The organism is Dorea sp. AF24-7LB, from assembly GCF_003478575.1.
In the GTDB taxonomy this organism is placed as follows: Bacteria; Bacillota; Clostridia; order Lachnospirales; family Lachnospiraceae; genus Dorea_D; species Dorea_D hominis.
Map to the genome: position 1 here is coordinate 202,218 of NZ_QUFR01000004.1, position 26,606 is coordinate 228,823.

21 protein-coding genes are annotated in these 26,606 nt (G+C 42.3%); 5 read left to right on the top strand and 16 right to left on the bottom strand.

Annotated elements, in window-relative coordinates; translation table 11 throughout:
* Window positions 1-14 precede the first annotated feature (14 nt).
* The 10 genes from DWY31_RS06230 to DWY31_RS06275 all read right to left on the bottom strand — a co-directional run bounded on the left by DWY31_RS06230 (window position 15) and on the right by DWY31_RS06275 (window position 9,278).
* A complete protein-coding gene (locus DWY31_RS06230) occupies window positions 15-650 on the bottom strand; it encodes a hypothetical protein (RefSeq protein WP_021860408.1) in 636 nt (211 codons plus the stop codon).
* 89 nt (window positions 651-739) lie between these two features.
* The gene (locus tag DWY31_RS06235) at window positions 740-1,354 is read right to left on the bottom strand and encodes a V-type ATP synthase subunit D (protein ID WP_021860409.1); all 615 of its coding nucleotides are present in this window, start codon (window positions 1,352-1,354) and stop codon (window positions 740-742) included.
* Window positions 1,355-1,411: 57 nt separating this feature from the next.
* Window positions 1,412-2,818, bottom strand: coding sequence for a V-type ATP synthase subunit B (locus tag DWY31_RS06240; protein WP_021860410.1), 1,407 nt, complete (start codon window positions 2,816-2,818; stop codon window positions 1,412-1,414).
* A 14-nt stretch (window positions 2,819-2,832) separates the two neighbouring features.
* Window positions 2,833-4,644 (bottom strand): V-type ATP synthase subunit A, encoded by a 1,812-nt coding sequence (locus DWY31_RS06245; protein ID WP_021860411.1) that lies wholly within the window; start codon window positions 4,642-4,644, stop codon window positions 2,833-2,835.
* Window positions 4,598-5,185 (bottom strand): V-type ATP synthase subunit E, encoded by a 588-nt coding sequence (locus tag DWY31_RS06250; RefSeq protein WP_118288126.1) that lies wholly within the window; start codon window positions 5,183-5,185, stop codon window positions 4,598-4,600. The genes DWY31_RS06245 and DWY31_RS06250 overlap by 47 nt, the downstream gene beginning before the upstream one ends.
* A 20-nt stretch (window positions 5,186-5,205) precedes the next feature.
* Window positions 5,206-5,514, bottom strand: a complete 309-nt coding sequence (locus DWY31_RS06255) for a V-type ATP synthase subunit F (protein ID WP_117537487.1) — start codon at window positions 5,512-5,514, stop codon at window positions 5,206-5,208.
* A 1-nt stretch (window position 5,515) separates the two neighbouring features.
* Entirely contained in the window at window positions 5,516-5,950 is a 435-nt protein-coding gene (locus tag DWY31_RS06260) for an ATP synthase subunit C (protein WP_021860414.1), read from the bottom strand.
* A gap of 26 nt (window positions 5,951-5,976) precedes the next feature.
* Window positions 5,977-7,917 carry a V-type ATP synthase subunit I gene (locus DWY31_RS06265; RefSeq protein WP_021860415.1) on the bottom strand — a complete coding sequence of 647 codons (1,941 nt, stop codon included), beginning with the start codon at window positions 7,915-7,917 and terminating at the stop codon, window positions 5,977-5,979.
* Window positions 7,914-8,963 (bottom strand): V0D/AC39 family V-type ATPase subunit, encoded by a 1,050-nt coding sequence (locus DWY31_RS06270; protein ID WP_021860416.1) that lies wholly within the window; start codon window positions 8,961-8,963, stop codon window positions 7,914-7,916. Before DWY31_RS06270 ends, DWY31_RS06265 begins: the two co-directional genes overlap by 4 nt.
* 3 nt (window positions 8,964-8,966) lie before the next feature.
* Window positions 8,967-9,278, bottom strand: a complete 312-nt coding sequence (locus DWY31_RS06275; protein WP_118519813.1) for a hypothetical protein — start codon at window positions 9,276-9,278, stop codon at window positions 8,967-8,969.
* Window positions 9,279-9,453: 175 nt separating this feature from the next.
* On the opposite strand from DWY31_RS06275, the gene trmB reads away from it, so the two are divergent.
* The 4 genes from trmB to DWY31_RS06295 all read left to right on the top strand — a co-directional run bounded on the left by trmB (window position 9,454) and on the right by DWY31_RS06295 (window position 12,872).
* On the top strand, window positions 9,454-10,134 hold the full coding sequence (gene trmB, locus DWY31_RS06280; protein WP_021860418.1) for a tRNA (guanosine(46)-N7)-methyltransferase TrmB: 681 nt from the start codon (window positions 9,454-9,456) through the stop codon (window positions 10,132-10,134).
* A gap of 250 nt (window positions 10,135-10,384) precedes the next feature.
* Complete coding sequence (locus tag DWY31_RS06285) at window positions 10,385-10,708, top strand: thioredoxin family protein (protein WP_118519814.1); 324 nt, start codon at window positions 10,385-10,387, stop codon at window positions 10,706-10,708.
* Between the two features lie 184 nt (window positions 10,709-10,892).
* A complete protein-coding gene (locus tag DWY31_RS06290; RefSeq protein ID WP_118519841.1) occupies window positions 10,893-11,933 on the top strand; it encodes a DUF1002 domain-containing protein in 1,041 nt (346 codons plus the stop codon).
* 42 nt (window positions 11,934-11,975) lie between these two features.
* On the top strand, window positions 11,976-12,872 hold the full coding sequence (locus tag DWY31_RS06295; RefSeq protein ID WP_021860421.1) for a ribokinase: 897 nt from the start codon (window positions 11,976-11,978) through the stop codon (window positions 12,870-12,872).
* A gap of 337 nt (window positions 12,873-13,209) precedes the next feature.
* On the opposite strand, the gene glgB is transcribed toward DWY31_RS06295, so the two are convergent.
* Together glgB and DWY31_RS06305 are read right to left on the bottom strand one after the other, a co-directional pair.
* The gene (gene glgB / locus DWY31_RS06300; protein WP_118519815.1) at window positions 13,210-15,120 is read right to left on the bottom strand and encodes a 1,4-alpha-glucan branching protein GlgB; all 1,911 of its coding nucleotides are present in this window, start codon (window positions 15,118-15,120) and stop codon (window positions 13,210-13,212) included.
* 137 nt (window positions 15,121-15,257) lie between these two features.
* On the bottom strand, window positions 15,258-18,338 hold the full coding sequence (locus DWY31_RS06305) for a hypothetical protein (protein ID WP_118519842.1): 3,081 nt from the start codon (window positions 18,336-18,338) through the stop codon (window positions 15,258-15,260).
* A 1,280-nt stretch (window positions 18,339-19,618) separates the two neighbouring features.
* Between DWY31_RS06305 and DWY31_RS06310 the strand changes: the two genes are divergently transcribed.
* Window positions 19,619-20,176: a biotin transporter BioY gene (locus tag DWY31_RS06310; RefSeq protein ID WP_021860424.1), complete on the top strand. Its 558-nt coding sequence runs from the start codon at window positions 19,619-19,621 to the stop codon at window positions 20,174-20,176.
* 254 nt (window positions 20,177-20,430) lie between these two features.
* Here the strand turns inward: DWY31_RS06310 and DWY31_RS06315 are convergent, their stop codons facing one another.
* The 4 genes from DWY31_RS06315 to DWY31_RS06330 all read right to left on the bottom strand — a co-directional run bounded on the left by DWY31_RS06315 (window position 20,431) and on the right by DWY31_RS06330 (window position 26,591).
* The gene (locus tag DWY31_RS06315; RefSeq protein WP_118519816.1) at window positions 20,431-22,350 is read right to left on the bottom strand and encodes a beta-propeller domain-containing protein; all 1,920 of its coding nucleotides are present in this window, start codon (window positions 22,348-22,350) and stop codon (window positions 20,431-20,433) included.
* A gap of 18 nt (window positions 22,351-22,368) precedes the next feature.
* Window positions 22,369-22,863, bottom strand: a complete 495-nt coding sequence (locus DWY31_RS06320) for an RNA polymerase sigma factor (protein ID WP_118519817.1) — start codon at window positions 22,861-22,863, stop codon at window positions 22,369-22,371.
* A gap of 182 nt (window positions 22,864-23,045) precedes the next feature.
* Entirely contained in the window at window positions 23,046-25,325 is a 2,280-nt protein-coding gene (locus DWY31_RS06325; RefSeq protein ID WP_118519818.1) for a hydratase, read from the bottom strand.
* 153 nt (window positions 25,326-25,478) lie between these two features.
* Entirely contained in the window at window positions 25,479-26,591 is a 1,113-nt protein-coding gene (locus DWY31_RS06330; RefSeq protein WP_118519819.1) for an ABC transporter ATP-binding protein, read from the bottom strand.
* Between the last annotated feature and the right edge of the window lie 15 nt (window positions 26,592-26,606).

Consider the following 26,606-nt stretch of genomic DNA (forward strand, 5'->3'; position numbering starts at 1 on the left):
AACTCCTTTTAGAGCTATTTTTTTCTCCACTTTTCTGTCAGAAGCTCTGAAGATATTGTCCACATTTCTTTTGTATTATGATTTGCCAATATATTACATCTTTCCAAGTTCCTTGACTTTTTATCATAATAAGTTGTTTTAACGGTTGCTTTACTTTTTAATTTTTTAGTATATGTCGACTTTTTAAAACCAACTCCAACTGGATGAAATTCATAAAACACATCTGCTACACCTTTTTCATCAGAAAGTACTACTTTTTTCTTTTTCTTTGCATTGTCCTGATAATAAAAAATATTTCTTGTCGTATATTTTGCCTGAAAAACATAGGATGAATATGATTTTTTATCATATTTAACGCCACCATCTCCAACCATTATTTCGACAATACTAAATGGAATCGAATAATTTCCCATTGCATAGCTCACAGCTAATTTCACGCCGCCTTCCATCCATTCATTTAAATACTTGCCAACAGCTTTACCTCTTTTTTCAATTCTAATATTCTTAGCTTTTGATACAGTATAGTAATATGTTCTTCTACCATATGTTCCATATTTTGATGCAGCTGAAACCGGTAAAGAAGTAAAACTAAAACTAAACACGAACGCTAACATAAGTGTAATGATAAAATATTTTTTATACTTTTTCATTCCCCTGTGCCTCCCTTTTTTAGTTTTAGTCTCCCCCCCACGCAAAAATTGTCAAGTCTTTTTCTTATATTTCATTATTATATAATCCTCTACGACTTCATCCGCTTAATCACCTTCAATCTGGTAAACTCTTCCCTTTCTTTTTCCTCCAGCGCATTGCTGATCGTGTATACCAGATTGCTGTACATCGGAATCGTAATATTCTTAAGCGCATTGGCACGTTTCTGTGTCTTTTTAATATTCGTTGCCAGACGATACGCCGCATTCTCCACCATCGACAATTTGATGGTCAGATCTTTCACTTCCCGGAATGCTTCTCGCGCAATATCGATCGACTCTCTCGTTGTACTGAACGAATACGTCAGATCATTCTGCTTTGCATCGTATTTGACATGCGGGATCTCTGTTCCCATAATACTCCGCGTCTGGATGCGGATAGAATCTTCGATCGGCACGGTAAATGCCAGTTCCCGCACTTTGCTGATTCCATGCTCGATATTCGCACGCTGCAGGCATGCATATGCTTTTGTAAATGTCTGGTCAATCTCTTCCTGAATATCCTTTGCCTCATCAATCAGTGACATCAGCTCTTTGAGCAGAATATTCCGCTTCTTATCCATCAGATCATAGCCCTGATGCGCCAGTGCCAGCGAGTTTTTGGCAAGCATTAAGTTTCCTTTTGTAGGAAATTCTCTCGGATCCATACTCTGCCTCCTTTTCTGCTTTCATTCTGGTCTCTGTCATAGAAATAAAATTATTTCTTATGATTCACTTTCTTCCTCATCCGTCTCTTCTTTTTTCTTATAATATTTATCAACCAGTTTCGTATCGATTCGGTCTAATTCCTCTTTTGGAAGTAAACCTAAAAGTTCCCAGCCGAGATCCAGCGTATTCAGAATCGTACGGTTTTCTTTTGGGCCCTGACCGATATATCGTTTTTCAAATTCTTCTCCGAATTTCAGATACTGCTTGTCGATCGGTGACAGCTCATCTTCTCCGATAACGGAGGCAAGATTTCTCGCTTCCCCCACCTTTGCATAAGCTGAAAATAACTGATTTGCCAGATCCTGATGATCTTCTCTTGTGTAGCCTGCTCCAATCCCGTCTTTCATCAGACGGGACAGTGACGGCAGGATACTGATTGGCGGATAAATTGCCTGCCCGTGTAAATTCCGGTCCAGAACAACCTGCCCTTCTGTAATATATCCGGTCAGATCCGGAATCGGATGTGTAATATCATCATTCGGCATCGTCAGGATCGGAAGCTGTGTCACAGAACCAGTCGAATCTTCTACAATTCCGGCACGCTCATAAATCGTTGCCAGCTCACTGTACAGATAGCCCGGATATCCTTTTCTTGACGGGATTTCTCCTCTGGAAGAAGATACTTCACGCATCGCCTCCGCAAAGGATGTCATATCTGTCAGAATAACAAGGATGTGCATATTACACTCAAAAGCAAGATATTCTGCCACTGTCAGTGCCACTTTCGGCGTGATCAGACGTTCAACAACCGGATCATTTGCAAGATTCAGGAACATACATACATGATCGGATACACCGCTCTCTTCGAATGTTCTGCGGAAAAATTCTGCCACGTCGTGTTTGACACCCATAGCGCCAAATACAACCGCAAACTCCTCGTCCGAACCTTCGCCGAGTGATGCCTGCTTCACGATCTGCGCCGCAAGCTGGTCATGCGGAAGTCCGTTTCCTGAGAAAATCGGGAGCTTCTGCCCACGGATCAGTGTTGTCAGTCCGTCAATTGCTGAAATGCCGGTACGGATATAGTTTCTCGGATACTCTCTCTTTACCGGATTTAACGGAAGCCCATTGATGTCCCGCCTGTCTGCTGCCGTGATCGGTCCAAGTCCATCAATCGGTTCGCCGATTCCGTTAAATGTACGCCCCAGCATCTCCGGGGACACATCAACTTCCATCGGACGTCCGGTCAGCTTGGTATGCGTATTGTCCAACGACATATTTTCCGTACCTTCAAATACCTGGATGATTGCCTTGTCTTCATCAAGTTCCACGATTCTTCCCATTTTATGGATCTTATGATCTACTACAAATTCTACAATTTCATCATAAAATGCATCCTGTACCCCTTCCAGCACAACAAGAGGTCCGTTTATGCTGCTCAGTCCTAAATATTCAATTGCCACAACTTACTCCCCCTTTATGCATTCTTCTCTACGACACGATCGTAGAACTCGTCAATATCCCGTTTATACAGATCCAAAAGCTGCAGGTTATCGTTCGGCACATCATATTTAATAGCGATTACCTTTTCGTAAATCCCTTCGGCTTTCAGCACAGACATCGGCATACCCATCGCAACCAGCTTCCGGCTTTTCTTATATAAATATAAAATAACATCCATCATCTTAAACTGTTTCTCCAGCGAAACGCATGTATCATCTTTGTGGAATGCATTCTGCTGCAAGAATCCAAGACGGATCACTCTTGCAATTTCCAAAATCAGTTTCTGATCATCCGGAAGTACATCGCCACCAATCAGTTTTACAATCTCCATCAGACTGCTCTCCTGATTCAGAATTGCCATCAGACGATTCCGGTAATCTACAAACTTCGGCGATACGTGATCCGAATACCATCCACTTAAATCGTTCAGATATTCACTGTAGCTGGACAGCCAGTGGATTGCCGGGAAATGTCTCGCATACGCCAGCGATTTATCCAGTCCCCAGAAGCAACGCACGAAACGCTTTGTATTCTGTGTGACCGGTTCAGAGAAATCTCCACCCTGTGGCGATACTGCACCGATGATCGATACTGATCCGGTTGCTCCATTTAATGTCTGCATCATACCTGCACGCTCATAGAATGCGGACAGTCTGGATGCAAGATAAGCCGGAAATCCCTCTTCTGCCGGCATCTCTTCCAGTCGTCCGGACAGTTCACGCAGTGCCTCTGCCCATCGTGAAGTAGAATCTGCCATAATCGCCACATCATACCCCATATCACGATAATACTCTGCCAGGGTGAGTCCGGTATAAATAGATGCTTCACGGGCAGCTACCGGCATGTTAGAAGTATTTGCGATCAGCGCTGTCCTGTCCATCAGAGGATTGCCGGATTTCGGATCGACCAGCTCGGAAAATTCTTCCAGAACCTGTGTCATCTCATTTCCACGCTCTCCACATCCGATATAAATAATAATATCTGCATCGGACCATTTTGCGATCTGATGCTGTGTCATCGTCTTTCCGGTTCCGAATCCTCCAGGAATTGCGGCGGTTCCGCCCTTTGCAATCGGGAACATGGTATCCAGGATTCTCTGTCCGGTTACAAGCGGTACGCTTGCCGGATACCGTTCCGATACCGGCCGCGGTACACGGATCGGCCATCTCTGTGTCATTGACAGTTCTTTTAATGTCCCATCCGCAAGCTCCAGTGTTATCAGCGTATCCTTGATCGTATACTGTCCATCCGGTACAACCGAAATTACTTTTCCTTCTACATCCGGTGGCACCATGCATTTATGCACGATTGCACGCGTTTCCGGAACTTCTGCAATAATCATTCCTCCGTGCACCAGATCACCGATACCCACTGTTATATGTGTATCCCATAATTTTTCTTTATCCAGTTCGTCCACGCTGACACCACGTGTGATAAATGCACCTCCTGATTCTGCGATTCTCTCAAGCGGTCGTTCGATTCCATCAAATATGTTATTTAGTATTCCCGGAGCCAGTGTCACAGAGACAGCAGCGCCCGATGCCGTAACTTCTTCTCCCGGACGCAGTCCCGATGTCTCCTCGTATACCTGGATCGTTGTCAGATCTTTATCCAGAGAAATCACCTCACCGACAAGGCGTTCCTTTCCGACATAGACCATCTCCGACATTTTAAATCCATTCTTCCCTTTCAGATAGATAACGGGACCATTAATGCCATATATCTTTCCAGTCTTTTCGCTAGTCAATTCCCGCACCTCCCTTGAATGAGAATTTCTGGGATTCATTTTCCAGCGCTCCCTTAAACGCATAGTCAACTAATATATTTCTTTCATGAATTACCGCGCGCACCCCGCCAATAAAATCTTCTTTACTGATCGTAAGTTTCATGCCGGTATGCTCTTCCAAATAATCTTTCCATCTTGCATCCGACGGATTAAGATATATCGTCATCTCTTTTCCATCTGCAAATCTGGCAGCCTTTTCTATATAAGTAACAAGAAGTGCCTGATACTGTGGTGTCTGCATATAATCATTCAGTTTTTCTTCCACTTCCTGAAACAGTTCTTTTTTTAATTCAAATTGCGTCGCGCTGATCTCTCTTTTCAATTCGAGCTGCGCCTTTGACATTGCCATATTGAGCTGCTGCTTTGCACTTACCTGCTCTGCTTTGATCCGCGTCTCTACCTGACGTTTCACCTCTTCTTCATGCTGCTTTGCAAGCTGCCGGAGCGCATCCTCATGCTGTTTGATGATTGCATTTCCTTCGCCACGGGCTTCTTCCATCGCCTTCGTGCGAAGATGCTTTATTTTCTCCTCTAATGTCAAGCATGCCACCTTCTTCCTATCTATAACTTCAGTCCGATTGCCTCATTTACATACGAAGTGATAAAATCTTTTTTTCGTCCGGTTCCGTGTCTGTCAGGAATTTCAATCAGAAGCGGCATCGTCCTTTCCAGTTTAATCTCATTGATCAGATCCGGAAATTCCCTTCCAAATTTTTCTGTCAGCAGGATAATTCCAACGGTCTTATCATGCATCGCTTCTTCAATGGCACTGCGCAGCTCTTCCCGCGTGTGCACCATCACGCCGTCTACACCGGCAAGCCTCATTCCTGTCAGAGTATCGATATTATCACTGATCAGATACATTTTCATCTTACAATTTACCAAGGATCATGAAGGAGATGATCAGTCCATACAGACAAACACCTTCTGCAAGTCCTACGAAGATCAGTGATTTTCCAAGTGCGCTGGAATCTTCACTGATGGCACCCAGTGCTGCGCTTGCCGCACTGGCTACGGCAATACCTCCACCGACACAGGATAAACCGGTTGCAAGTGCGGCGGCAAGATATCCGAATCCGGTTGCATTAGAAGCGGTCTGCGTTGCAGCTTCTGCTGCATGTACAGTGTCTCCGCCAAATAACATAATTCCCGCAATCACAAATGCTCCAAAGAAGAAAAACACATTTGCTCCGATTGCTTTTTTATAGCGTTTTTTCGACTGCTCGCCAAGCAGATAATACCCAAATGGTATGATGATACTCAGAATCAAAGTTGCGATCAGCAGTAATTTTACAGTCAGTGTCATAATAATATCCTCCTATTTTCCAGATCTTAATGTTCTTTTTTATGTTGATCAAATGGTTTAAACTCTCTTCCGGTTCCTTTATAAAAACGGCTGAACATTTCATAATATTCCAGCCTGAGTACCTGGATTCCTACAATCAGTCCCTCTAACAGGCACACGATCACATTGCCGAGAATCACGCCAAAGATATTCACGCTTCCGCTCTCCGCTCCAGACAACATCAGTACAACTTCCATGATCGCCGCATGGCTGACTGCAAATGCACCGATTCGCACATAAGACAATGTATTGGAAAAATAACTCAGCATCGTTTCAAATAATTCAAAAAATCCCTGCACAAGAAACATCACTTTTCCCTCTTCGAGTTTCTTGTGATTATGCTCCACAAGATTCGTCAGAGGTTCTTTAAATACAAACAGGATGACCGGTATGCCAAGACAGATTGCCAGTAAAATATTACTCGGCGTCTTATGTCCTGTCATATACAGAACGATTGTCAGAATGATACATCCGTAAAATATAAATCCCGCCAGCCCGTTATTGGAAAATAACAGATTGCCTCTATCATGTGCTTTTATCGCATTGATCATCTGGAACAGGATCACCAGCAGGTTCAGTCCCATGCCAAAGGCAACCGCCACAATAAATACCGTATTCAGCTGCCCGATAAATGGCAGATTTGTCATAGCTTCTACCGGTTTCAACCATAGTGCCGGTATCACATCTTCAAAACCAAATACACTTCCAAACATAAATCCAAATGCCATTGAGAAAATACCTGCAACCGATATAATTCCCGCGAGATTTATCTTCTTCGTCAAATACAGGATTCCACCAATTGCAAACAGGCAGAAGCCCTGTCCCACATCTCCGAACATCGCGCCGAAAATAAATGTATAAGTAAGTGCCACGAACATTGTCGGATCCATCTCATCATTCGCCGGAAGCCCATACATCTGTACAAACATCTCAAACGGTTTGAAAAGCTTCGGATTCTTAAGTTTTGTCGGCGGTTCACCGAAGAACTTCTCTCTGTCTTCTTCCACTACAACAAATATCTTATCATCCTTTTTCGTCTCTTCCAGGAATTTAGCGACATCTTCTTCGCCCATCCATCCGCACAGGATGTAATACTCTTCCTTGTTGTCGCCTTCCTCAATTCGCGCTGCCATCTTACGCACATCAAAGATATTGCACAATTCTTCCAGACGCTTCTGCGCTCCTAACAGTTCTGCCGCATGCTTTTCAACCAGCACACGGATACTTTGCTTAATCTTCTTGATCTTCTTTTTCGTTTTACCAATCTCTTTCTGTAATTCCTCACATGCCTGTGTCGGCGTTCCAATAAAATCTGGTGACAGGCTGATCCGCTCAAAATGAAGTGAATTAAATACAGAGTCTATTTTGCTCGCTTCTGGATTGGATGTAAAATAACATCCATAGACATAATTCTCATCCCTTGCTCCCTCTATAAATACTGCATTCAGATCATCAAATAAATATTTTTCAAGCCGATTAAAATAATCTACCAAAATCCGTCCAAACCGCACCTTCATATAGCGGTAACGCATAACTTTGTACAGATCCAGATCCAGCGGTTGAAACGGTGTCAATACATCCAGTCTTTCCCGTAAACTTTCTACTTTCTTTTTTAATAATTCTTTCTGTTCCTGCAGTTCCAGAAAATCATGATTCACTTCCCGGATCATTGCAAGCATCTCCTCCTGCGATGTCACTGCTTTCGGACAGATCTTGTCATCCTTGATCATTGCCGTAAACTGCTCCGCCTTCGCGAGCGGTTCCCGGTAAGGATTCAAATCTACAAATGGCTGCAGATTGTCCGTTGTCTTAAGCTCAGCCACTGCATTTTCCAACTGCATCTCATACTTAGAAAGATACTGGTCGCAGACACGGTCAATGTCTGTCTTCGGCCCGCTTATGCTTAAGAATTTCATCTTGACGATCATCGAATCACCCCTTTCATATATGCTAAAGTCTCTGTTGTTGTTAATCCGTAGCGAATACACTCAAACGCTGTCGTCAACTTTTTAATTTCTTCTTCTTTTAAAAACAGATATGTGCTGATCGATGCGATCGAATACGGCTCTCGCCTTCGGTCTGACAGGTACAACTGACGCAGGCAGTCCTGATAGATCTGCTCCATCGTCTTCTGTTCCTTCCCGATCTCATATTTCTTCGCATAATATGTTTCGTCCAGCCGATTTTGAAATTCCTCCACACTCGGTGTGTCTACCAGCATCTTAAAATCTTCCAGATTCAGCCGGTAATGGATTGGAATCGTAAGTGCATAAATATCCGGCGGCAGTAAATGATAATATTTCTTCGCACGGTATATCCACTGGATATTCAAAAGGTCAATCTTTGTTCCGCAGTCTCGCGTATAGATCTCCAGCTCTTTCTTCTTAAGCAGTCTGCGCTGTTTTCTCCAAAGTGTCGTAAAATAATAGAGATCCAGTGCAAGATCATAGTCAAACAACGTCGCTGCACCTGAATCTTTTATCTTAATGAGCGGTTCATAATACTCCGTACCCTGTAAATTATCTACCAGCTCGTCAATATTTCTGGACGTAATCATCTTGTCAATCGAGATCTGTGAATACCGGTCAAAAAAGTCTTTCTTGTATTCCAGATCAAATGGTTTTTCATAATGATTAAATACGATACGAAGACAGTAATTGATCAAATCCACTTCATACCGTTTCCAGTAAACTTTCAAAAACTTCTTCTGTTCCATTCCCGCAAACCGGAACAGTCTGGACCAGTCTGCATACAAAGACTGATACAGCACTTTCTCAACATTCCTTCGATGATAAAGTTTTACCTCCAGCCGGTTCATATACTCTGCATATGCCGGCTTTTCTTTCAGATACTCAATTACTTCCGGAACTGTCTTTTTGGATGCGACTTCCTCAAGCTCCTCTTCCGACAGAAGTTTCGCCTGCATCCCGTGGACTTTCGTGACAATTCCGCTGTAAGCCATAACATTTCCCATGTTCTATACCTCTGTGATATGTTCTAATATCTCTCTGGCATACGCCTCATGATTTTCTTCATATTCTTTTCGCAGTTCTTCCAGAAGCTTCCGGTTCTTCTCCCTCTGCTCCTCCATAACTGCATCCATTTTTTCTTTTGCCTGCGCACGAATTCTGGAAAGCTCTTCCTGTGTAGCCTGCTCTGTTTCCCGATCAAACACGTCTCGTTCATTTTGTATCTGATGTTCAATCTCCGCCTTCTGTTTTTCAGCATATTCAACAATATCTTCTGCTGTTTTTTCAATTTCACTCAACTGCTCTACTACAGAATCCATAATCCGCCTCCATTCTTTTTCCATATTTTTATGTATATGTTATATAATACTCTTATTTCCAGAAAAATCCATAGCAAATTTGACATTTTAAAGGACAAAAGTTAAACTGGAAAAGCACATGCAATATACATGAAAAAATGTATTTAATAAGGATAATATCAGAAAGGAACATTCTATGCGATTAAGAAATATACCCCGTGCGGAGAGCGTACTTGCCAATTCAGAAATGGTAATCAAAGATGAGCGACACTTCCGTGGCAAATGGAACAGCGAAATTTTTCACAATAATCATCCACTTCATATTGAAGTCGGTATGGGAAAAGGTCAGTTTATTCTGACATTGGCAGAGCAGAACCCAGATATCAACTATATCGGCATCGAGCGTTATTCCAGCGTCCTTCTACGTGCTGTCGAGAAGCTGGAGGTAACATCCGATTCTTCATCCGAAGAAACAATCACACTCCATCTTCCGAATCTACGCTTTATCTGTATGGATGCCACAGATCTTCCGGAAGTTTTTGCTGAAAATGAAGTATCCCGGATCTATCTGAATTTCTCCGATCCATGGCCGAAAGCCCGCCATGCAAGAAGACGTCTGACATCTGCAGAATTTTTTGCCCGCTATGACAAGATCCTCATTCCGGATGGCACTGTCGAATTTAAAACAGACAACCGAGATCTCTTTGATTTCTCCACCGAACAGTTGGAAACATCCGACATCTGGAAAATGACCGCATGTACCTATGACCTGCATCATGATCCTGCCATGAACGAAGGCAATGTCATGACAGAATACGAGGAGAAATTCTCTTCCATGAAACATCCGATCAACAAACTGATTGCGGCAAGGAAATAAGCATATGCCTCTTGCACGTTCATCATACGCATTTTTTACTTTGTATCATATAATAAAGTAACAATAGTCTGTGCAGAGGTACACATTCATGAAACCGATACGAAGACGACGGCACTCCTGTTTTTGTTTTACCAACATTTGCAACAGGCGCTGTCACAGACCATTCTCATGTCTTTTACATTCTTTCTGCGAAGTATGCCGGTACCTGAATACAGACACGGACTGCCATACGAAGAAAAGAGGCTGATTTATGAAGCATGTCACTACAGCAAATTTTCCTGCTGTTATACACAATTCCGGCGTGCCGGTCGTTGTGATGTTTTACGCATCCTGGTGCACAAAATGTGCAATGATGAAACCAATTGCAGAAGAAATATCCGGCAAATACCATGCGCAGTATTTATTTATAGAAGTAGACATTGACGAATCACCACTCTTAGCCAAAACTTATACGGATGATCTCGTCCCGACATTTGTCTGCTTTAAAAACGGTACAGTTCTCGCCTCTTTCGGCGGACTGATTTCCTCTTCTATATTAGAAGAACGCCTAAAGAAAATCTTCAGAAAGAGTTAAGACGGATTTTCTTTGCAAACCAAAACGATTATGATACTATAATGATGCCAGCTCCCATATAATAATGGAAAAGATTGCAAAATCAATACATTTCTGCAGTCTTCTGGCATCATTTTTATTTAAACTCATTAAAAATACATCTGGTAATACCAGTCATAAAGGAGGTACGGCAACAGCCATTATTATGAAAAAATTTAAAAAAATCATTCCACTTGCTCTGGCAGTTACACTTACATGTGCAAGTCTTCCGATGATCGCCAACGCAGACAGTTCCAAAGTTGTTACGATCGGGACAAACCTGTCAGACGACCAGAAGAAGTCTATGTATGAATATTTCGGAACAAGCAAGGACAGTGTAGAAACGATCGAAGTTACCAATCAGGATGAACGTAAATATATGGAAGGAATTGCATCTGAAGCGCAGATTGGTCACAAGACCTACAGCTGTTCTTATGTAGAACCAACTACAAGCGGCGGTATCCAGGTGAAGGTCGCAAACCTTACATTTGTAACCAGTTCCATGATTGCCAGCACTCTGACAACTTCCGGCGTAGAAAACTGCAACGTTGTTGCGGCATCTCCGATCGAAGTATCCGGAACTGGTGCTTTAACCGGAATCATGATGGCTTATGAGACTGCAAGCGGTGAGAAATTGGACGAAGGGCAGAAAGAAGCCGCTACAGAAGAGCTTGTAACTACCGGTGAACTTGCTGACGATATCGGACAGGACAAGGCAACAGATCTGATGAACGATGTCAAAGAAGATGTCATTGCAAATGATATCAGCGACGAAGATAAGATTGCAGATACAGTCGATGAAAAAGCGAAAGATCTGGACGTTAATCTCACCGACGAGCAGAAAGATAAGATCGTATCCCTGATGGAGAAGATTTCCCAGTATGATTACGATGTCAAATCTCTTCAGCAGACGCTGAACAACCTGGAAGGCAAGAGCGAAGGTTTCTTCACAAAACTAGTCAATAACATCAAAGGATTTTTCGGCGGAAATGACAGCAATTCCGGTGGAATCATCAGCCAGACCAAAGATGATATTCTCGGAAGTGATGTTGTCAGCAACAGCACACTGGACGATATCAAAGACAAAGTTCAGAATGCAGATACTGAAGGCTGGTGGGATAAAGTCGTGAACTTTTTCAAAGGACTGACCGGAAGTGATTCAGATTCCTCAGACAGCAATTCTTCGGACGACAGTTCCTCCAACTAAAGTCACTGTACTTTCGATATTTTACAGACGGAGGATACAGGTATGAAAATACTGAATTTCGGGTCATTAAATATTGATCACGTATATAAAGTACCGCACTTTGTGAAGAAAGGGGAAACCCTTTCTTCCGAAGATTTAAAACAATATCCGGGTGGAAAAGGACTGAACCAGTCTATCGCCCTTGCAAAAGCCGGCATGTCAGTCTGGCATGCCGGAGTCATCGGAGCTGATGGACAATTTCTCTCTGACATTTTAACTGCTGCCGGAGTACATACAGAACTTCTGCATACCGACACAAAAACGCCAACCGGGCATGCAATCATCCAGAATGATGTGCAGGGAGACAATTGTATTCTTCTCTATGGCGGAACAAACCAGCAAATCACAACAATATATGCAGATGAAGTTCTCTCTCATTTTGGCTCAGGAGATTACCTGGTTCTCCAGAATGAGATCAATCAGCTCTCTTATATCATTATCAATGCGAAAGCCAGAGGCATGAAGATCATCTTGAATCCATCTCCAATGGATGCGAAGATTTTTGAACTTCCGCTGCATCTCATTGATCTGTTTTTTGTAAATGAGATTGAAGCTGCCGGGCTGATTAAGAGCAAACTGTCGGATGCTGATATTTCCGACAACGAAAAGCTTGCTTCCAGACTGCAGGAGCTTTTCCCTGAGAACGATTTTGTACTGACACTCGGCGAAGAAGGTTCTATGTATCTCTCTTCCGACACACAGATTTATCAGCCAGCCTTTAAAATAAAAGCTGTAGACACAACCGCTGCCGGAGATACATTTACCGGGTTCTTTTTATCCGGACTGTTACACGGCAAAAATATTCCTGCTTCGCTGGAACTGGCGTCAAAAGCATCTGCCATTACCTGCTCCAGAGCGGGGGCGGCTGTCTCTATCCCGACGATGGAGGAAGTGAAATAGCTAAGCGGTGACTCTATTCGAGTTTCTTTTACTTTTCAGAACCATCCCCGCTCATTCGCAAAATCGCGCGTCCCTCGCGCTTTTCCGCTGCTTTGCAGCTCTTTTGCTCATGTCCGGGGCGGTGACTCTATTCGAGTTTCTTTTTCTATTCAGAACCCTACCCGCTCATTCGCAAAACCGCGCGTCCTCGCGCTTTTTCGCTGCTTTGCAGCTCTTTTGCTCATGTTCGGGGCGGTGACTCTATTCGAGTCACCTGTATAAAAAGAAGAACCGGATACTCACATGTAAACATGTGTATCCGGTTCTTCTTTTTATACTTGGTTCTGAATAGTTACTCTTAAAATTCAAAAACTGCTACGCCGTATGGTGGAAGTGAATATGCGAATGAATATGGTCTTCCGTCGCATTCCTGCTTCTGTGCTTTGTATACCTGCGGGCGTTTCTCACCCGTTCCACCGTATTTCTCTTCATCGCTGTTCAGCAGCAACTTATACTGTTTTCTCTTCGGAACACCGACACGATAATCTGCTCTTTCCATCGGTGTGAAGTTACATACGAACAACAGATTCTTCTTGCCATCTTTGGAATGACGCATGAAGCTGAAAATACTTCTGTATGCGTCATCAGCATTGATCCACTCAAAGCCACCAAATTCATGATCTGCCTCATACATCGCTTTTTTATTCTTATACAAATGCAGAAGATCACGTACCCAGTTCTGGATCGCCTGATGTTCCGGCTCTGCAAGAAGATACCAGTCCAGCTCTCTCTCCTCACTCCACTCACGGAGCTGTGCAAATTCCTGTCCCATAAACAACAGTTTCTTACCGACATGTCCCATCATAAATGCATATCCGACTTTCAGATTCGCATATTTATCAAATCCAAGTCCCGGCATCTTATTCAACATTGAACACTTCAGATGTACAACTTCATCATGCGACAGAACCAGAATATAGTTCTCACTATATGCATAACTCATTGCAAATGTCATCAGATTATGATTATCTTTTCTGAAATACGGATCCAATTTCATATATTCTGTAAAATCATGCATCCAGCCCATGTTCCATTTCAAGCTGAATCCCAGTCCGTCATCTTCCACATCCCCGGTTACCTTCGGCCATGCAGTAGATTCCTCAGCAATCATCATTGCACCTGGATTACGGCCAAGCACAACCGAATTAAGATGCTTAAAGAAATCAATCGCTTCAAGATTCTTATTCTCTCCGTACTTATTCGGCACCCACTCTCCTGCATTCTTTCCATAATCCAGATATAACATGGACGCAACCGCATCTACGCGAAGACCGTCTATATGGAAGTATTCCACCCAGAACAACGCATTGGCAATCAGGAAGTTCCGCACTTCATTCTTTCCATAATCGAAAATCTTCGTTCCCCAGTCCGGATGTTCTCCCATCCTCGGATCTGCATATTCAAACGTTGGGGTTCCATCAAAATCAGCAAGTCCGTGTGCATCTTTCGGAAAATGTGCCGGCACCCAGTCAAGAATGATACCGATATTATGCTGATGCAGATGGTTGACCATCCATGCAAAATCCTGCGGGGTTCCATATCTGGAAGTTGGTGCATAATACCCTGTCACCTGATATCCCCATGAACCGTCAAACGGATGCTCCGCAATACCAATCAGCTCCACATGCGTATAACCCATGTCTTTTACATATTTGACTATCTCTTTACCGAAATCCCGGTATGTATAAAATCCATCGTCCTCACGCCCCGGATGTTTCTTCCACGAACCGATATGCGCTTCATACACAGACACTGGTTCTTTCTTATGATCCCAGTCTTCCCTGCGCTTCATCCACTGCGTATCCGACCATTTCAGCTCACTGATATCATGCACTCTCGATGCAGTTCCCGGTCGTAACTCTGCATAGTTTGCAAATGGATCTGCCTTGAAAATGTAATCTCCCGTATAAGTCTCAATACAATACTTATACATCATATCTTCCTGTACCTTTGGTATAAAGCACGTATAAATTCCCAACGGCTCTTCCCGCTTCATCGGATTCGCCTGTGTATCCCATTCGTTAAATTCACCGACAACGGATACCGACTTCGCATGTGGTGCCCACACAGCAAAATACACACCCTGGCGGTGTCCATCCTTTACTCGGTGCGATCCCAGCTTCTTATATATCTCGTAATGGTTCCCCTGTCCAAAAAGATACTGATCCAGCTCCCCGATCTCATATGTTTTTTTCTTTCTTTCAGCCATAATTCCACCTTCCCATACTCTTATGGTAATATATTTATTATACGTTAGAACAAGGTAAAAAGAAAGAGTTTTGACAAACATTATCTGTCAAAACTCTTTTTTCTCATTTATAGTTTGAATTTATTTTTATTATCAAACTAAATTCTGAAATCCTCTTCTTTAAGGATGATCCGGTCTGCGTGATCCGTTCCTTTTCCAAAAACTCTTCTTGCAAGATGTTTTACATTTGCTTTCTGTGAATGAGCAATTGCTTCATCCATAATCTCTTTAACCTCGGCAACTGTTACGGCATGATCCTCTCTCTGCATTACATCGATTCGGCTGTATAATGCAAGGATTCCCATTTCATCCAGTTTATATCCATTTTCCTTCGCATATGTCTGACCGAATGTTACCAGCTCATCATTGATAAATACCGGCAGCTCCAGTTTTGAAGTAAACTTGCGTTTGAAATCCGGATTAGCTGTCATAATACGTTCCAGTGGTTTTCTCTGATCTTCCAGTACAAACAGCATCTCTCCTGTCTTTCTTTCCATCAGATAGCTTAACTCTTCTACTGTTCTGGAATTTAACTTACCGGCTTTTTCGATAATGATCGCTCCACCACGGAGTTTCTGGATAATATTGGATAACTCTTTCTTATTCAGTGACTCTCCTGTTACAATTGCAACTTTACCCTGTTTCAGGTTACGCTGTTTCTGGATTGCTTTTACAATATCAACAGCAAGAACTGTCTTACCAGATCCTTTTCTTCCGATAACCATAAGGTTTCCTGTCTTGGAAGTTCCTTCTCTCTGTGCACGGCGGTCATTATCCAGAACTTCTACAATCTGCTCACTCATACCTCTGACTGGTACAAAGTAAGAGAATAACTTCTTCTGTTCTTCTGTAAGTCCGGCTTTCAGACCAATCTCACTTGTTGCATTTAAGTCATAACGACCGGTTACTACAAATCCTGTATCAAACGGAACTCCGCCACCTTTAGACTTCTTGATACGTTTCTGTATCTCTGCCTCTGAAGGCTCCTCGATCTCAAGCGCTTCACCGAGATCTGTATCATCATCTTTGTCATCATTGAAGAAATCATCCAGATCAAAGTCTTCTTCTTCAGCTTCTTCATAAGAAACCTCTTCCGGCTCATCTTCTGCAGATACTTCTTCCGGCTCTGCAAAATCTTCCTCTGCGAAATCTCCTTCTACAAAATCTTCTTCCTCCGCGGATGCTTCTTCAAAATCTTCTTCATCAAAATCGGCTTCATCAAAGTCTTCCTCTGTGAAATCTCCTTCATCAAAATCAGCCTCATCAAAATCTTCGCCGTCTTCTGCGAAATCCTCTTCATCAAAGCCTTCCTCTGTGAAATCTCCTTCGTCAAAATCAACCTCATCAAAATCTTCGCCGTCTTCTGCGAAATCCTCTTCGTCAAAGTCTTCCTCGCCGAAATCTCCTTCGTCAAAATCAGCCTCATCGAAGTCTTCTACATATTCTTCTTCATTGTAGTCATCCTCAATAAAATCATCACCGTCGAAGTCATCTTCTGCTCCACCAAATACTGCATCTTCCAGATCTTCTTCATCATCCAGATCTTCATCCAGTACAATTTTTGAAGTCTTAGGTGTTGCTGCTCTGCTTTCAAGCTGCTCTACCAAATCTAAAATATCGTCTGGCAGACGCTGTGTATTTTTCTTTTCTTCTGTAACTTTCTCGTCCGGCTTACCCATTGTCTGCTGTTTTGCAAGTCGTTCTGCTGCCTTTTTGGCTGCTTCCTGGATAGCGGCTTCTTTTTCAGCTTCTTTTCTGGCTCTTTCTTCTTCAGCCTTTCTTCTTGCTTCTTCCTCGGCACGCTTTCTTGCTGCTTCTTCTTCAGCCTTTCTTCTCGCTTCTTCCTCGGCTTTGCGCTTTCTCTCAGCTTCCTCTTCCGCTTTTCTTCTCGCTTCTTCCTCGGCACGCTTTCTTGCTGCTTCTTTTTCTGCCGCTATACGCTTGCGCTCTGCCTCAGCCTCAGCAGCCTTTCGCTCCAGTTCAAGTCGTTCTGCTTCGCGGCGTTTTCTTGCTTCTTCTCTTTCTTTTGCAAGACGCGCTTCATCTTTGGCTTTCTGCTCTTTGATTGCTTCTGCATTTGCTTTCTGCTTTTCTTCCCACTCCTGCAGGATCTCTTCAATCTTCATCTGTCCGCCAAGCAGAAGTTCTTCTTCCTTCTCAGCCATTGCCTTTTCTTCTATATTGATCTCCTGTACCGGATCACTTGCAGGTTCCATTGTCTCCAGCGTAACATCTTCTTCTGCAACTTCTTCCGGCTCTGCTTCATAAGCTTCCTCTGCAACTTCTTCCGGCTCTGCTTCATAAGCTTCCTCTGCAACTTCTTCCGGCTCCGCTTCGTAAACGTCCTCTGCCGCTTCTTCCGGTTCTGCTTCATAAGTTTCCTCTGCAATTCCCTCCGGCTCTGCTTCGTAAACCTCCTGCTCCACTGCTTCTTCGGTAACTTCTTCCGGTTCTGTTTCGTAAGTTTCCTCTACGACTTCTTCCGGTTCTGCTTCATAAGCTTTCTCTTCTTCGACTGCCTCTTCTGCCGCACTCTCTTCCGGCATATCCTCTTCTTCGCTCTCAGCATCCTCTTCGTCAAATGCCGGTTCCGGTCTTACTCCGCCAGGTCTGCTATCATACTTCTCCTGCTGAAGCGGAGTCAGCGGTTTGTATTTCATCTTTAATTCCATCGCCTGATATACATATTTGCCTTCACTGAACCACAAGATCAGATCATCACATTCTTCCAGACACTTCGCTGTCATTCCTGCCTCGTGATACAATAATGCCAGTTCATATGCCCATTTCTCAACATATTCAGATTTCTTGAAATCTTCCAGTGCACGAATCTGTTCTTCCAGATCAGCTCCCTGTGTTTTCAGAATCTTATATTTCAAAATATACTGATTCGGATCACGCGGTGCCACTTTAACAAATTCTTCATAACAGTCAGAAGCTTCCTGTGTATCCTCCAATTTCAATGCCAGAAGACCTAACCGGTATATAACTTTACGGCTTCCAGGTGCACGGTCATATGCTAGGAACAGCACATCCCTGCTCTTCTGATACTCTCCGTTACATTCGTAAATCTCACTGACGGTATTCAACATGGATGCATTTTTTACTCTACGCCAGTCAATCGTATCTGCGATCTCCATAGCTTTTTTATACTGCTTCTGCTCCACGTATTCGAGCATCTGCTCGGTCTTAACCCGATATTCATATTTATCCAAATTTCTCACCTCAAAATTTAATTATATTTCTACTATTTTACTATATTTAAAGATGATATAAGTTTAGCATATGGTATTAGCATTGTCAAAATATACGCTCTATTTGTTAAAAAAATATTACAAAAATGTAACATTAAAATAGCCATTACAGTCGTTCCTGATTGCAATGGCTATCTTATATTGAATTTTATCATATTTATTATTATATTAAATCGGAGGAAATATTATTACCAATTCCCGTAACCTTTTCCTTTCTATTTTTAAGGATGAGTAAGGGGTATGTATAAAATGTTTCTTTACACATTTTATAACTTCACATAAGTTTTACTCGTTTTTCTTCTACCTGTGGTATTTATTTCCAATATGTCTGTGCAGATGTAACTCTTTATTCTATCTTCCGGTTTCTTGACATCTCCGATTTCTTTTTTTCTTCCATTCTAATCTTACCGGATTCTAACTTCTATGGTAAAGGCTTATTTTTCGGGAATCATTCTCTGCCATACCACTAACATATTGAATTGATGAATCGATTAAACTGTCCAACGGAATAAGCCTCCTTTACATGAATTTCCAAATCTTCAAATCTCTCAAATGTTATTTCGAAAATCCTTTCTCGTCAGATCTTCTTTTATTTGATTTTTAGATTTCGTATCTCTTTTGGATTGACTTTATAATAGCACCGCGCTTCTATTTTGTCAACACTATTTTTATATTTTTATTATATTATTTTATTTCATCATTGTTATTTTATTATTATCTGTCAATTCTGACTTTTTATTCATGTTATTCTGATACATAGCATAACATTTTCAAGCCATAACAAACAGACTCAAAATCATCATCTCTGTACTCCTCTCCTATATAATTTGCAGCTTTTTCTGCCGTAACTTCCACGCTCACTGCCTCATCCTCTGCGCGCTCCGTCTGCGTGACATGCCGTTTTTTCAGTGTGAATAACCAGGCAATTTTATTGAAAGTGACCGATATCTATATCAAAATAAAAAATGCAATCCACGCTGTGTCAAAGCTTCCAGAATCGGGACGTTTCATTAAACTGAATATGTATTTAAATGATGACAAATTCGATGTGCTTGTCAGGAAGTGATTTTATGACATCTTTCGACTCCTAATTGTTAACCTTTATATTTTTATAGTTGACATTCCTCATATCTACAATTATAATGACTTTGTTAAACAAATGATTATTGTACGAACAAACTCACATCACAGAAAGGACTTTTTACATGGAGACATCAACTACTAAATCAGCTTTTACTACAAAACGTATGGTAGAGATTGCTTTGATCACTGCCGTTATCTGTATTCTGGCACCATTTGCTATTCCAATTCCAGTCAGTCCGGTGCCGATTTCACTGACAAATCTGGTTATATATATCGCTGTTTTTATTCTTTCCTGGAATGATGCACTTTTCAGCTATATCATTTATCTGCTTCTCGGAATTGCAGGTCTGCCTGTATTTTCCGGTTTTACCGGTGGACTTGAAAAACTTGCCGGACCGACTGGCGGATATCTGATTGGATTCATTTTCATGACGATAATCGCAGGAATCGGTACTAACAAATTTGGCGGCAAAAAGCTTCCGGCTGTTCTTGGCATGGTACTCGGTCTTGCTGTTGCTTACATTTTCGGAACTGCATGGCTTGCTTACCAGATGCATATTTCTTTCATGGCAGGATTATCTGTCGGCGTGCTTCCGTATCTTGCCGGAGATGCTGTTAAGATCATTATCGCTATGATTGTAGGACCGATCTTAAGAAGCCGTCTGTCTGCAATAAAATAAATCGATTTAGCCAAATCTTAGCCCTATAGAGCCCCAACAGAATTTGCAATTGGCACTTTCATCCGGAGCCCAAACAGAGAAAACCTCCGACATATCGGTTCCTTTTTCACCTCATGTAAATCAGGAATCCTTTGCCGAAGGTTTTCTTTATTTTTATATCTGCTATTTACATATTATAAGATTAAACTTCTATTTTTTTGTTGCAACAGTATGCAGCACCCAGTCAACAATTATATTTACAGCGTAAATTCCGTTTACAACAGACAGTCATCAACTTTCTTATATGTCTTCAGGCTATACGCTTTCAGTACATTTCCATGGATTACATATAGACGGTCTTTAATATATATACCTCTTGTCGATAACGCATCACTTCCATAAATCTTTTCTTTCATGTTACACTGAAATCCCTTTTCTTCTGTATAGCTGAATAAATAATACATTTGTCTGTTTTCTCCTCCTGCCGGGAAGCCGATTATATTTTTTTCCACATCAATAAGCGCCGCTTTATAATCCCATTCCACATCTGTACTATAAACATCTTTCAGTGTATACTTATGTTCCTCTTTCACATTTTTTTTATCGGAAATATCAAACATGGACAGCTTCACACCATCTGTTACATCATCTTTCTTATCTACATCCATTCCGATGCCAAGAAGCTTATCTTCTCCATAGAAATGCAGGTAATTGGAAAATCCCGGTATTTTTAAGCGCCCAAGGATCTTCGGATTCTTCGGATTAGATAAGTCTACCGAAAACAGCGGATCCGTTTCTTTATAAGTAACAAAATATCCTGTATCTCCTAAAAATCTTGCAGAATACACGCGCTCGTCTTTCGCAAGGTTTGTAATCTTTCCGGTCAGCTTTAATTTCTGATCCAGGACATAGACCGCATTTGTCTTACCTCTCGTCACAACCATGCGGAGATATCCATCGTATTCATCAATCGAAAATGAATCATTCAGATATCCTTTGAATGTCTTCTGCGCAACAACCGCCAGTTTTCCTTTTTTGTAAGATAGTTTACGGAGTAATGTCTTCTCCTGCTTTCCGTTGCCAGTCCATTCTTCTTCATAATAGTAAATATTTTTGTTGCTTACATATGCGTCTCCGCCTTCTGAAAAAATAGCTTTGCTGTCTGCGATCTTATCCGGCTGTTTCAGATTAATTGACGAAACAATTTCATACATGCATCCTTTTGTTCCTTCTGGTAAATAAATATCTTTCGCCTTCATCAGATTGCCATCCACATATGGAATATAAGTGGACGGGTGCTTTTTCTTCCATTTTTCCGCTACCCAGTAATTCGAGAAAATATACAGATACCCGTCAGAAATTCTTGAAAGCTCATACTCACCGTTCTGTGATACTTCGCCCGCTTTCTTTGGATGCTTTTTATCCTGTACATCATAAGTTACTACTCTGGTTCCTTCTGTTTGTTTACTTATTAAAGAACTCCTGGTAACATCTTCCACATCTTCATAATCGTCATCCGATGAATTACTGCATATCATTACCACTTTTTTATTTTTTTCTGTCAGGTAAAATTCCTCGATAGTTTCATCCTTCGGTGCCTTAATCTCACTGATTATTTTCATACTTGTTTTCGTGTCTACGATAGAAACATAGTCTCCGCCATCCTCTAACACATAGAGATAACGACCATCCGTCTTTGCCACGTCTGCTTCATCTACACCTTCCTGACGCACATTCGTATTTGAATAATCTCCTGTCGCGTCTGCGCATGACTGTTGTTCTTTTGTGCTTCCTTTGGCGGTTTCCTCTTTCTCACTCGCTTCTATATATTTACGGATTTCTTTGTAACTTTTTGCATAATATTTCTGGTTTTCCTGATTCCCCTTATTTACCGGACATTTCTCAACAGACTTTGCCACTACACCATCCGAAGAATCAGCGCTGTTTATCACAGCAGAATCCGATTTTACCATTCTCGTCCGATTCTGGTATACTGTGATTCCTGCCACCAATACAATACAGGCTGCTGCCGCACCCGCGAGCTTCCACTGTCTGCGTCTTTTTCTCCTGCGTTCTTCCCACGCACACTGTTCCAGTTTTTTCTTCATATTTTCCGGTTTCAGGCTATCCGGAACTACTACATTTTCGCTGCCCACTTCTATCTTATACAAAAGATCCTGTTCTCTTTTCTCCATATTGCACGCTCCTTTTCCCTACGCTAATATATATTCCATCTTTTCAAGTCCGCGGCTTCTCTTAGACCGTACCGTATTGGCATTCAGCTTCAGCATTTCGCCGATTTCTTTGCTGTTATATCCACCAAATACAGACAGCGCAATGATTGTCTGCTCTTCCTCAGACAAATGCAAAAATGCACGTTGCACATCTACGGATATTCCATAATCCGGATGTCCGGTTCTAAAATTATTTCTCTCCGACTCTGACGACTCCATATCCTTCTCCATACGAAACTTTCTGCTTCTATTTTGCAGTTTCTTCTTACATGTGTTCGCCAGTATTGTAAACATCCAGCTTTTAAAAGCCTTTTCATCCCGGAGTTTCCGGATGTTCTCATACCCGGAAAGTACCGCATCACTCACCGCATCCTCTGCATCCTGTTCATTTTTCATCATACACAATGCAAATCGATACAAATCTTTATAAATCTCTTCATACATCCGCGCGAACGTATCCACATCACATTTCATAAATGACCTCCCTGTTAGATACTGTTTCCATCATCGATGAATTATTTTCCACATACATTAGAGGAAAACATGTGGAAAAGTGTTGCATAAAAGTTGGAAAAAAGGTTAACGCTGAAAAGGGGACGGGGATTTTCTAGAAAATCCCCGTCCCCTTTTCAGCGTTTTTTATTCTATCCACATACTTATCCACGATAGTAGTTGATAAGACATCCTTTCAAGATAATTTCTCTCTCCGCATCTGTCATATCTCCAAGCTTCAAGCGAATCTCCTTAAGCTCATCACCGACTACATATGCCGCTACATCTGCTGCTTTCTCTTCGATCACTTTGCGGATCTCCGGCACATAGATGTAATCGCCATTCTTGAAACTTAAGTTCTTGTCATCCTCTTCTGTGAGGAATGGAAGCATACCCCAGTTGATAAGGTTGGAGCGATAACGTTTGGTTGCATATTCATTTGCAATGTTCGCCCAGCCACCAAGTACTTTCTGGCAGGATGCTGCCTGTTCTCTCGCAGAACCGTCTCCCGGTTTTACAGCGAAGATTGTACTTCCGATTCCGAGGTTGCCTTTTCCGACTTCCGGATATTTTGTATGTATCACATCCATAACTGGTTTTAATTCTTCTAATTCATCCAACGGACATTTTCCTGCTTCAATTGCTTTCTCCGCTTTCTGCACTTCTTTGGCTCTTCCAACGTAAGCCGGATCTTTTCTGGACAGTGCAAATTCTGCAAGTCCTAAAGGATTCGAACGATAAGAAGAAGTCTCTCCGGATGGGATCAGCTCATCTGTTGTCGTTACCGGATCGTGGATCTCGGATACTACTTTCAAGAGCAGATTCTCCGGAAGTGCTGCCATTGCCGGCCAGTCTTTGATATTCGGTCCAAACTGGATCTCTACCGACGGATCCGCTACGCCCTTACTGTCAAATACACGGTTTGCATAAATCTTCTCATCGAAATGATAGGTCTGTCCTTTGTATTCGACATCCATATCTGTTGCAGGTGTCAGGAAGCCTTTGTTTGCCGCTGTTGCTGCAATTGATCTTGCGTCCATAAGTGCAACGGATGCAATCTGTCCGTTCTGTAACTTGGAACCTTCACGGTTCGGGAAGTTTCTTGTTGAGTGACGGATAGAAAATGCATTGTTTGCCGGAGTGTCTCCTGCACCAAAGCAAGGTCCGCAGAATGCTGTCTTCACAATCGTTCCTGCCTCCATCAAATCTGCCACTACGCCATTCTTCACAAGTTCCATATAAATCGGTGTACTTGCCGGATATACACTGAATGTAAATGCATCTGCCCCTATGTAGTGACCTTTGATAATGTCTGCTGCCGCACAGATATTTTCAAAACCACCACCGGCACATCCTGCGATCAGTCCCTGATCTACATATAATTTACCATTTACAACCTTATCCTGCAGAGAATAATCTACTGCCCCGTCCAGGCTTACCAGTGCTTTCTGCTCTACATCATGCAAAATATCTTTTAAGTTTGCATTCACTTCATCGATTGTGTAGACATTCGATGGATGGAACGGCATCGCGATCATTGGTTTGATCTCGCTTAAGTTCACATATACCATACCATCATAGTAAGTAACTGCTCCCGGATTCAATTCTTTATACTCTCCCACTCTTCCGTGGATCTCATAAAATTCTTTGATCTTTTCATCTGTTTTCCAGATAGATGACAGACATGTCGTCTCGGTTGTCATAACATCAATGCCAATTCGGAAGTCTGCACTTAACTTTTCTACACCCGGTCCGACAAATTCCATCACTTTATTGTTTACATAGCCATTTTTAAATGTCGCTCCAATGATTGCCAGTGCCACATCCTGTGGTCCGACACCTTTCATCGGCTCTCCATCCAGATAGATTCCTACTACCTGCGGCATCTTAATATCATAAGTTTTATTCAGAAGCTGTTTTACAAGCTCCGGTCCGCCTTCACCCATTGCCATCGTTCCAAGTGCTCCGTAACGGGTATGGCTGTCCGAGCCAAGGATCATCTTACCGCCGCCTGCAAGCATTTCTCTTGCAAACTGGTGGATAACAGCCTGATGAGGCGGTACATAAACTCCGCCGTATTTCTTTGCACAAGTCAGTCCAAACATGTGGTCATCTTCATTGATTGTTCCGCCTACTGCACACAGTGAGTTATGGCAGTTTGTAAGTACATAAGGAATTGGAAAACGCTCCAGTCCTGAAGCTCTCGCTGTCTGGATAATTCCTACAAATGTAATATCATGAGAAGTCAGTTTGTCAAATTTAATCTGCAGCTGCTCCATATTGCCGGAAGTATTATGGTCTGCCAAAATATGATAAGCCATTGTCTGCTTTGCTGCTTCTTTCTGATCCGGTGTCTGTCCGGTCTTCGCTCCGACTTCTGCAGCCGATTCTACAATCTCTGTTCCGTTTAACAGATATGCGCCTCCATCGTATAATTTAATCATGTTCTGTCTGTCCTCCTAATCTTTCCTGTACTTCATATGGGCTGTTCTCTCTGACACAACCGCCCCTTTTGTTACACGCTCTTCCATTTTAGCATAGTAAAGTATAAGTGTCTAACTATTCACTGAAAAAGTACAATCCAACACAATCTGACCTTAATTAGTGATCGTCTTTTCTGTATCTTTATCAAATACATGGATTTTATCCACATCCAGAGCAAATTTTACAATATCTCCGGTTCTTGCGGCTGTCTTCGGTGCTACTCTCGCCGTCATATTTGTTCCTTCATATTCAAAACACAGGAAAACTTCCGCCCCCACCATTTCATATACCCGGATTTTCGCTTTCAGAGCTGTACCCTGTGAACTTTCAACAAATTCCGATTCGTCATGCAGATCTTCCGGACGGATTCCAAGAACAACCGTCTTTCCATCGTATCCACCGGCTTTTAATTTCTCTGCCTTTGTTTCCGGCAGGTGAAGTTTCATTTCTCCGATCGTCAGATACACATCGTCGTCTTCCACCTGGCACACCGCATCCAGAAAATTCATCTGCGGCGATCCGATAAATCCGGCAACGAACATATTACCTGGTTCTTCGTATAATTTCTGCGGTGTGTCTACCTGCTGGATCACGCCGGCATTCATAACAACAATTCGTGTTCCCAGAGTCATCGCTTCTGTCTGATCGTGTGTAACATAAATAATCGTTGTTTCCAGACGCTGATGCAATTTAGAAATTTCAATCCGCATCTGCCCACGCAATTTTGCATCCAGATTGGATAATGGTTCATCCATCAAAAACACTTTCGGGTTGCACACGATTGCTCTTCCCATCGCTACACGCTGTCTCTGTCCTCCTGATAATGCCTTTGGTTTCCGATCAAGGAGTTGGTCCAAATCCAGGATTTTTGCAGCTTCTTTCACCATCTTATCTATCTGGTCTTTCGGTACCTTCCGAAGTTTCAGTCCAAATGCCATATTTTCATAAACTGTCATGTGCGGATATAACGCATAATTCTGAAATACCATAGCAATATCCCTGTCCTTCGGCTCTACATCATTAACAACCGTATCTCCAATTTTCAATTCTCCGGAAGTAATCTCCTCCAAACCTGCGATCATACGAAGTGTCGTGGACTTTCCGCATCCTGATGGCCCGACAAAAATCAGAAATTCTTTATCCTTTATTTCCAGATTAAAATCTTTTACCGCCTCAAATCCATTTGGATAAGTTTTGCAAATGTGCTTCAATGATACTCCTGCCATCTTTCTCCCTCCTGT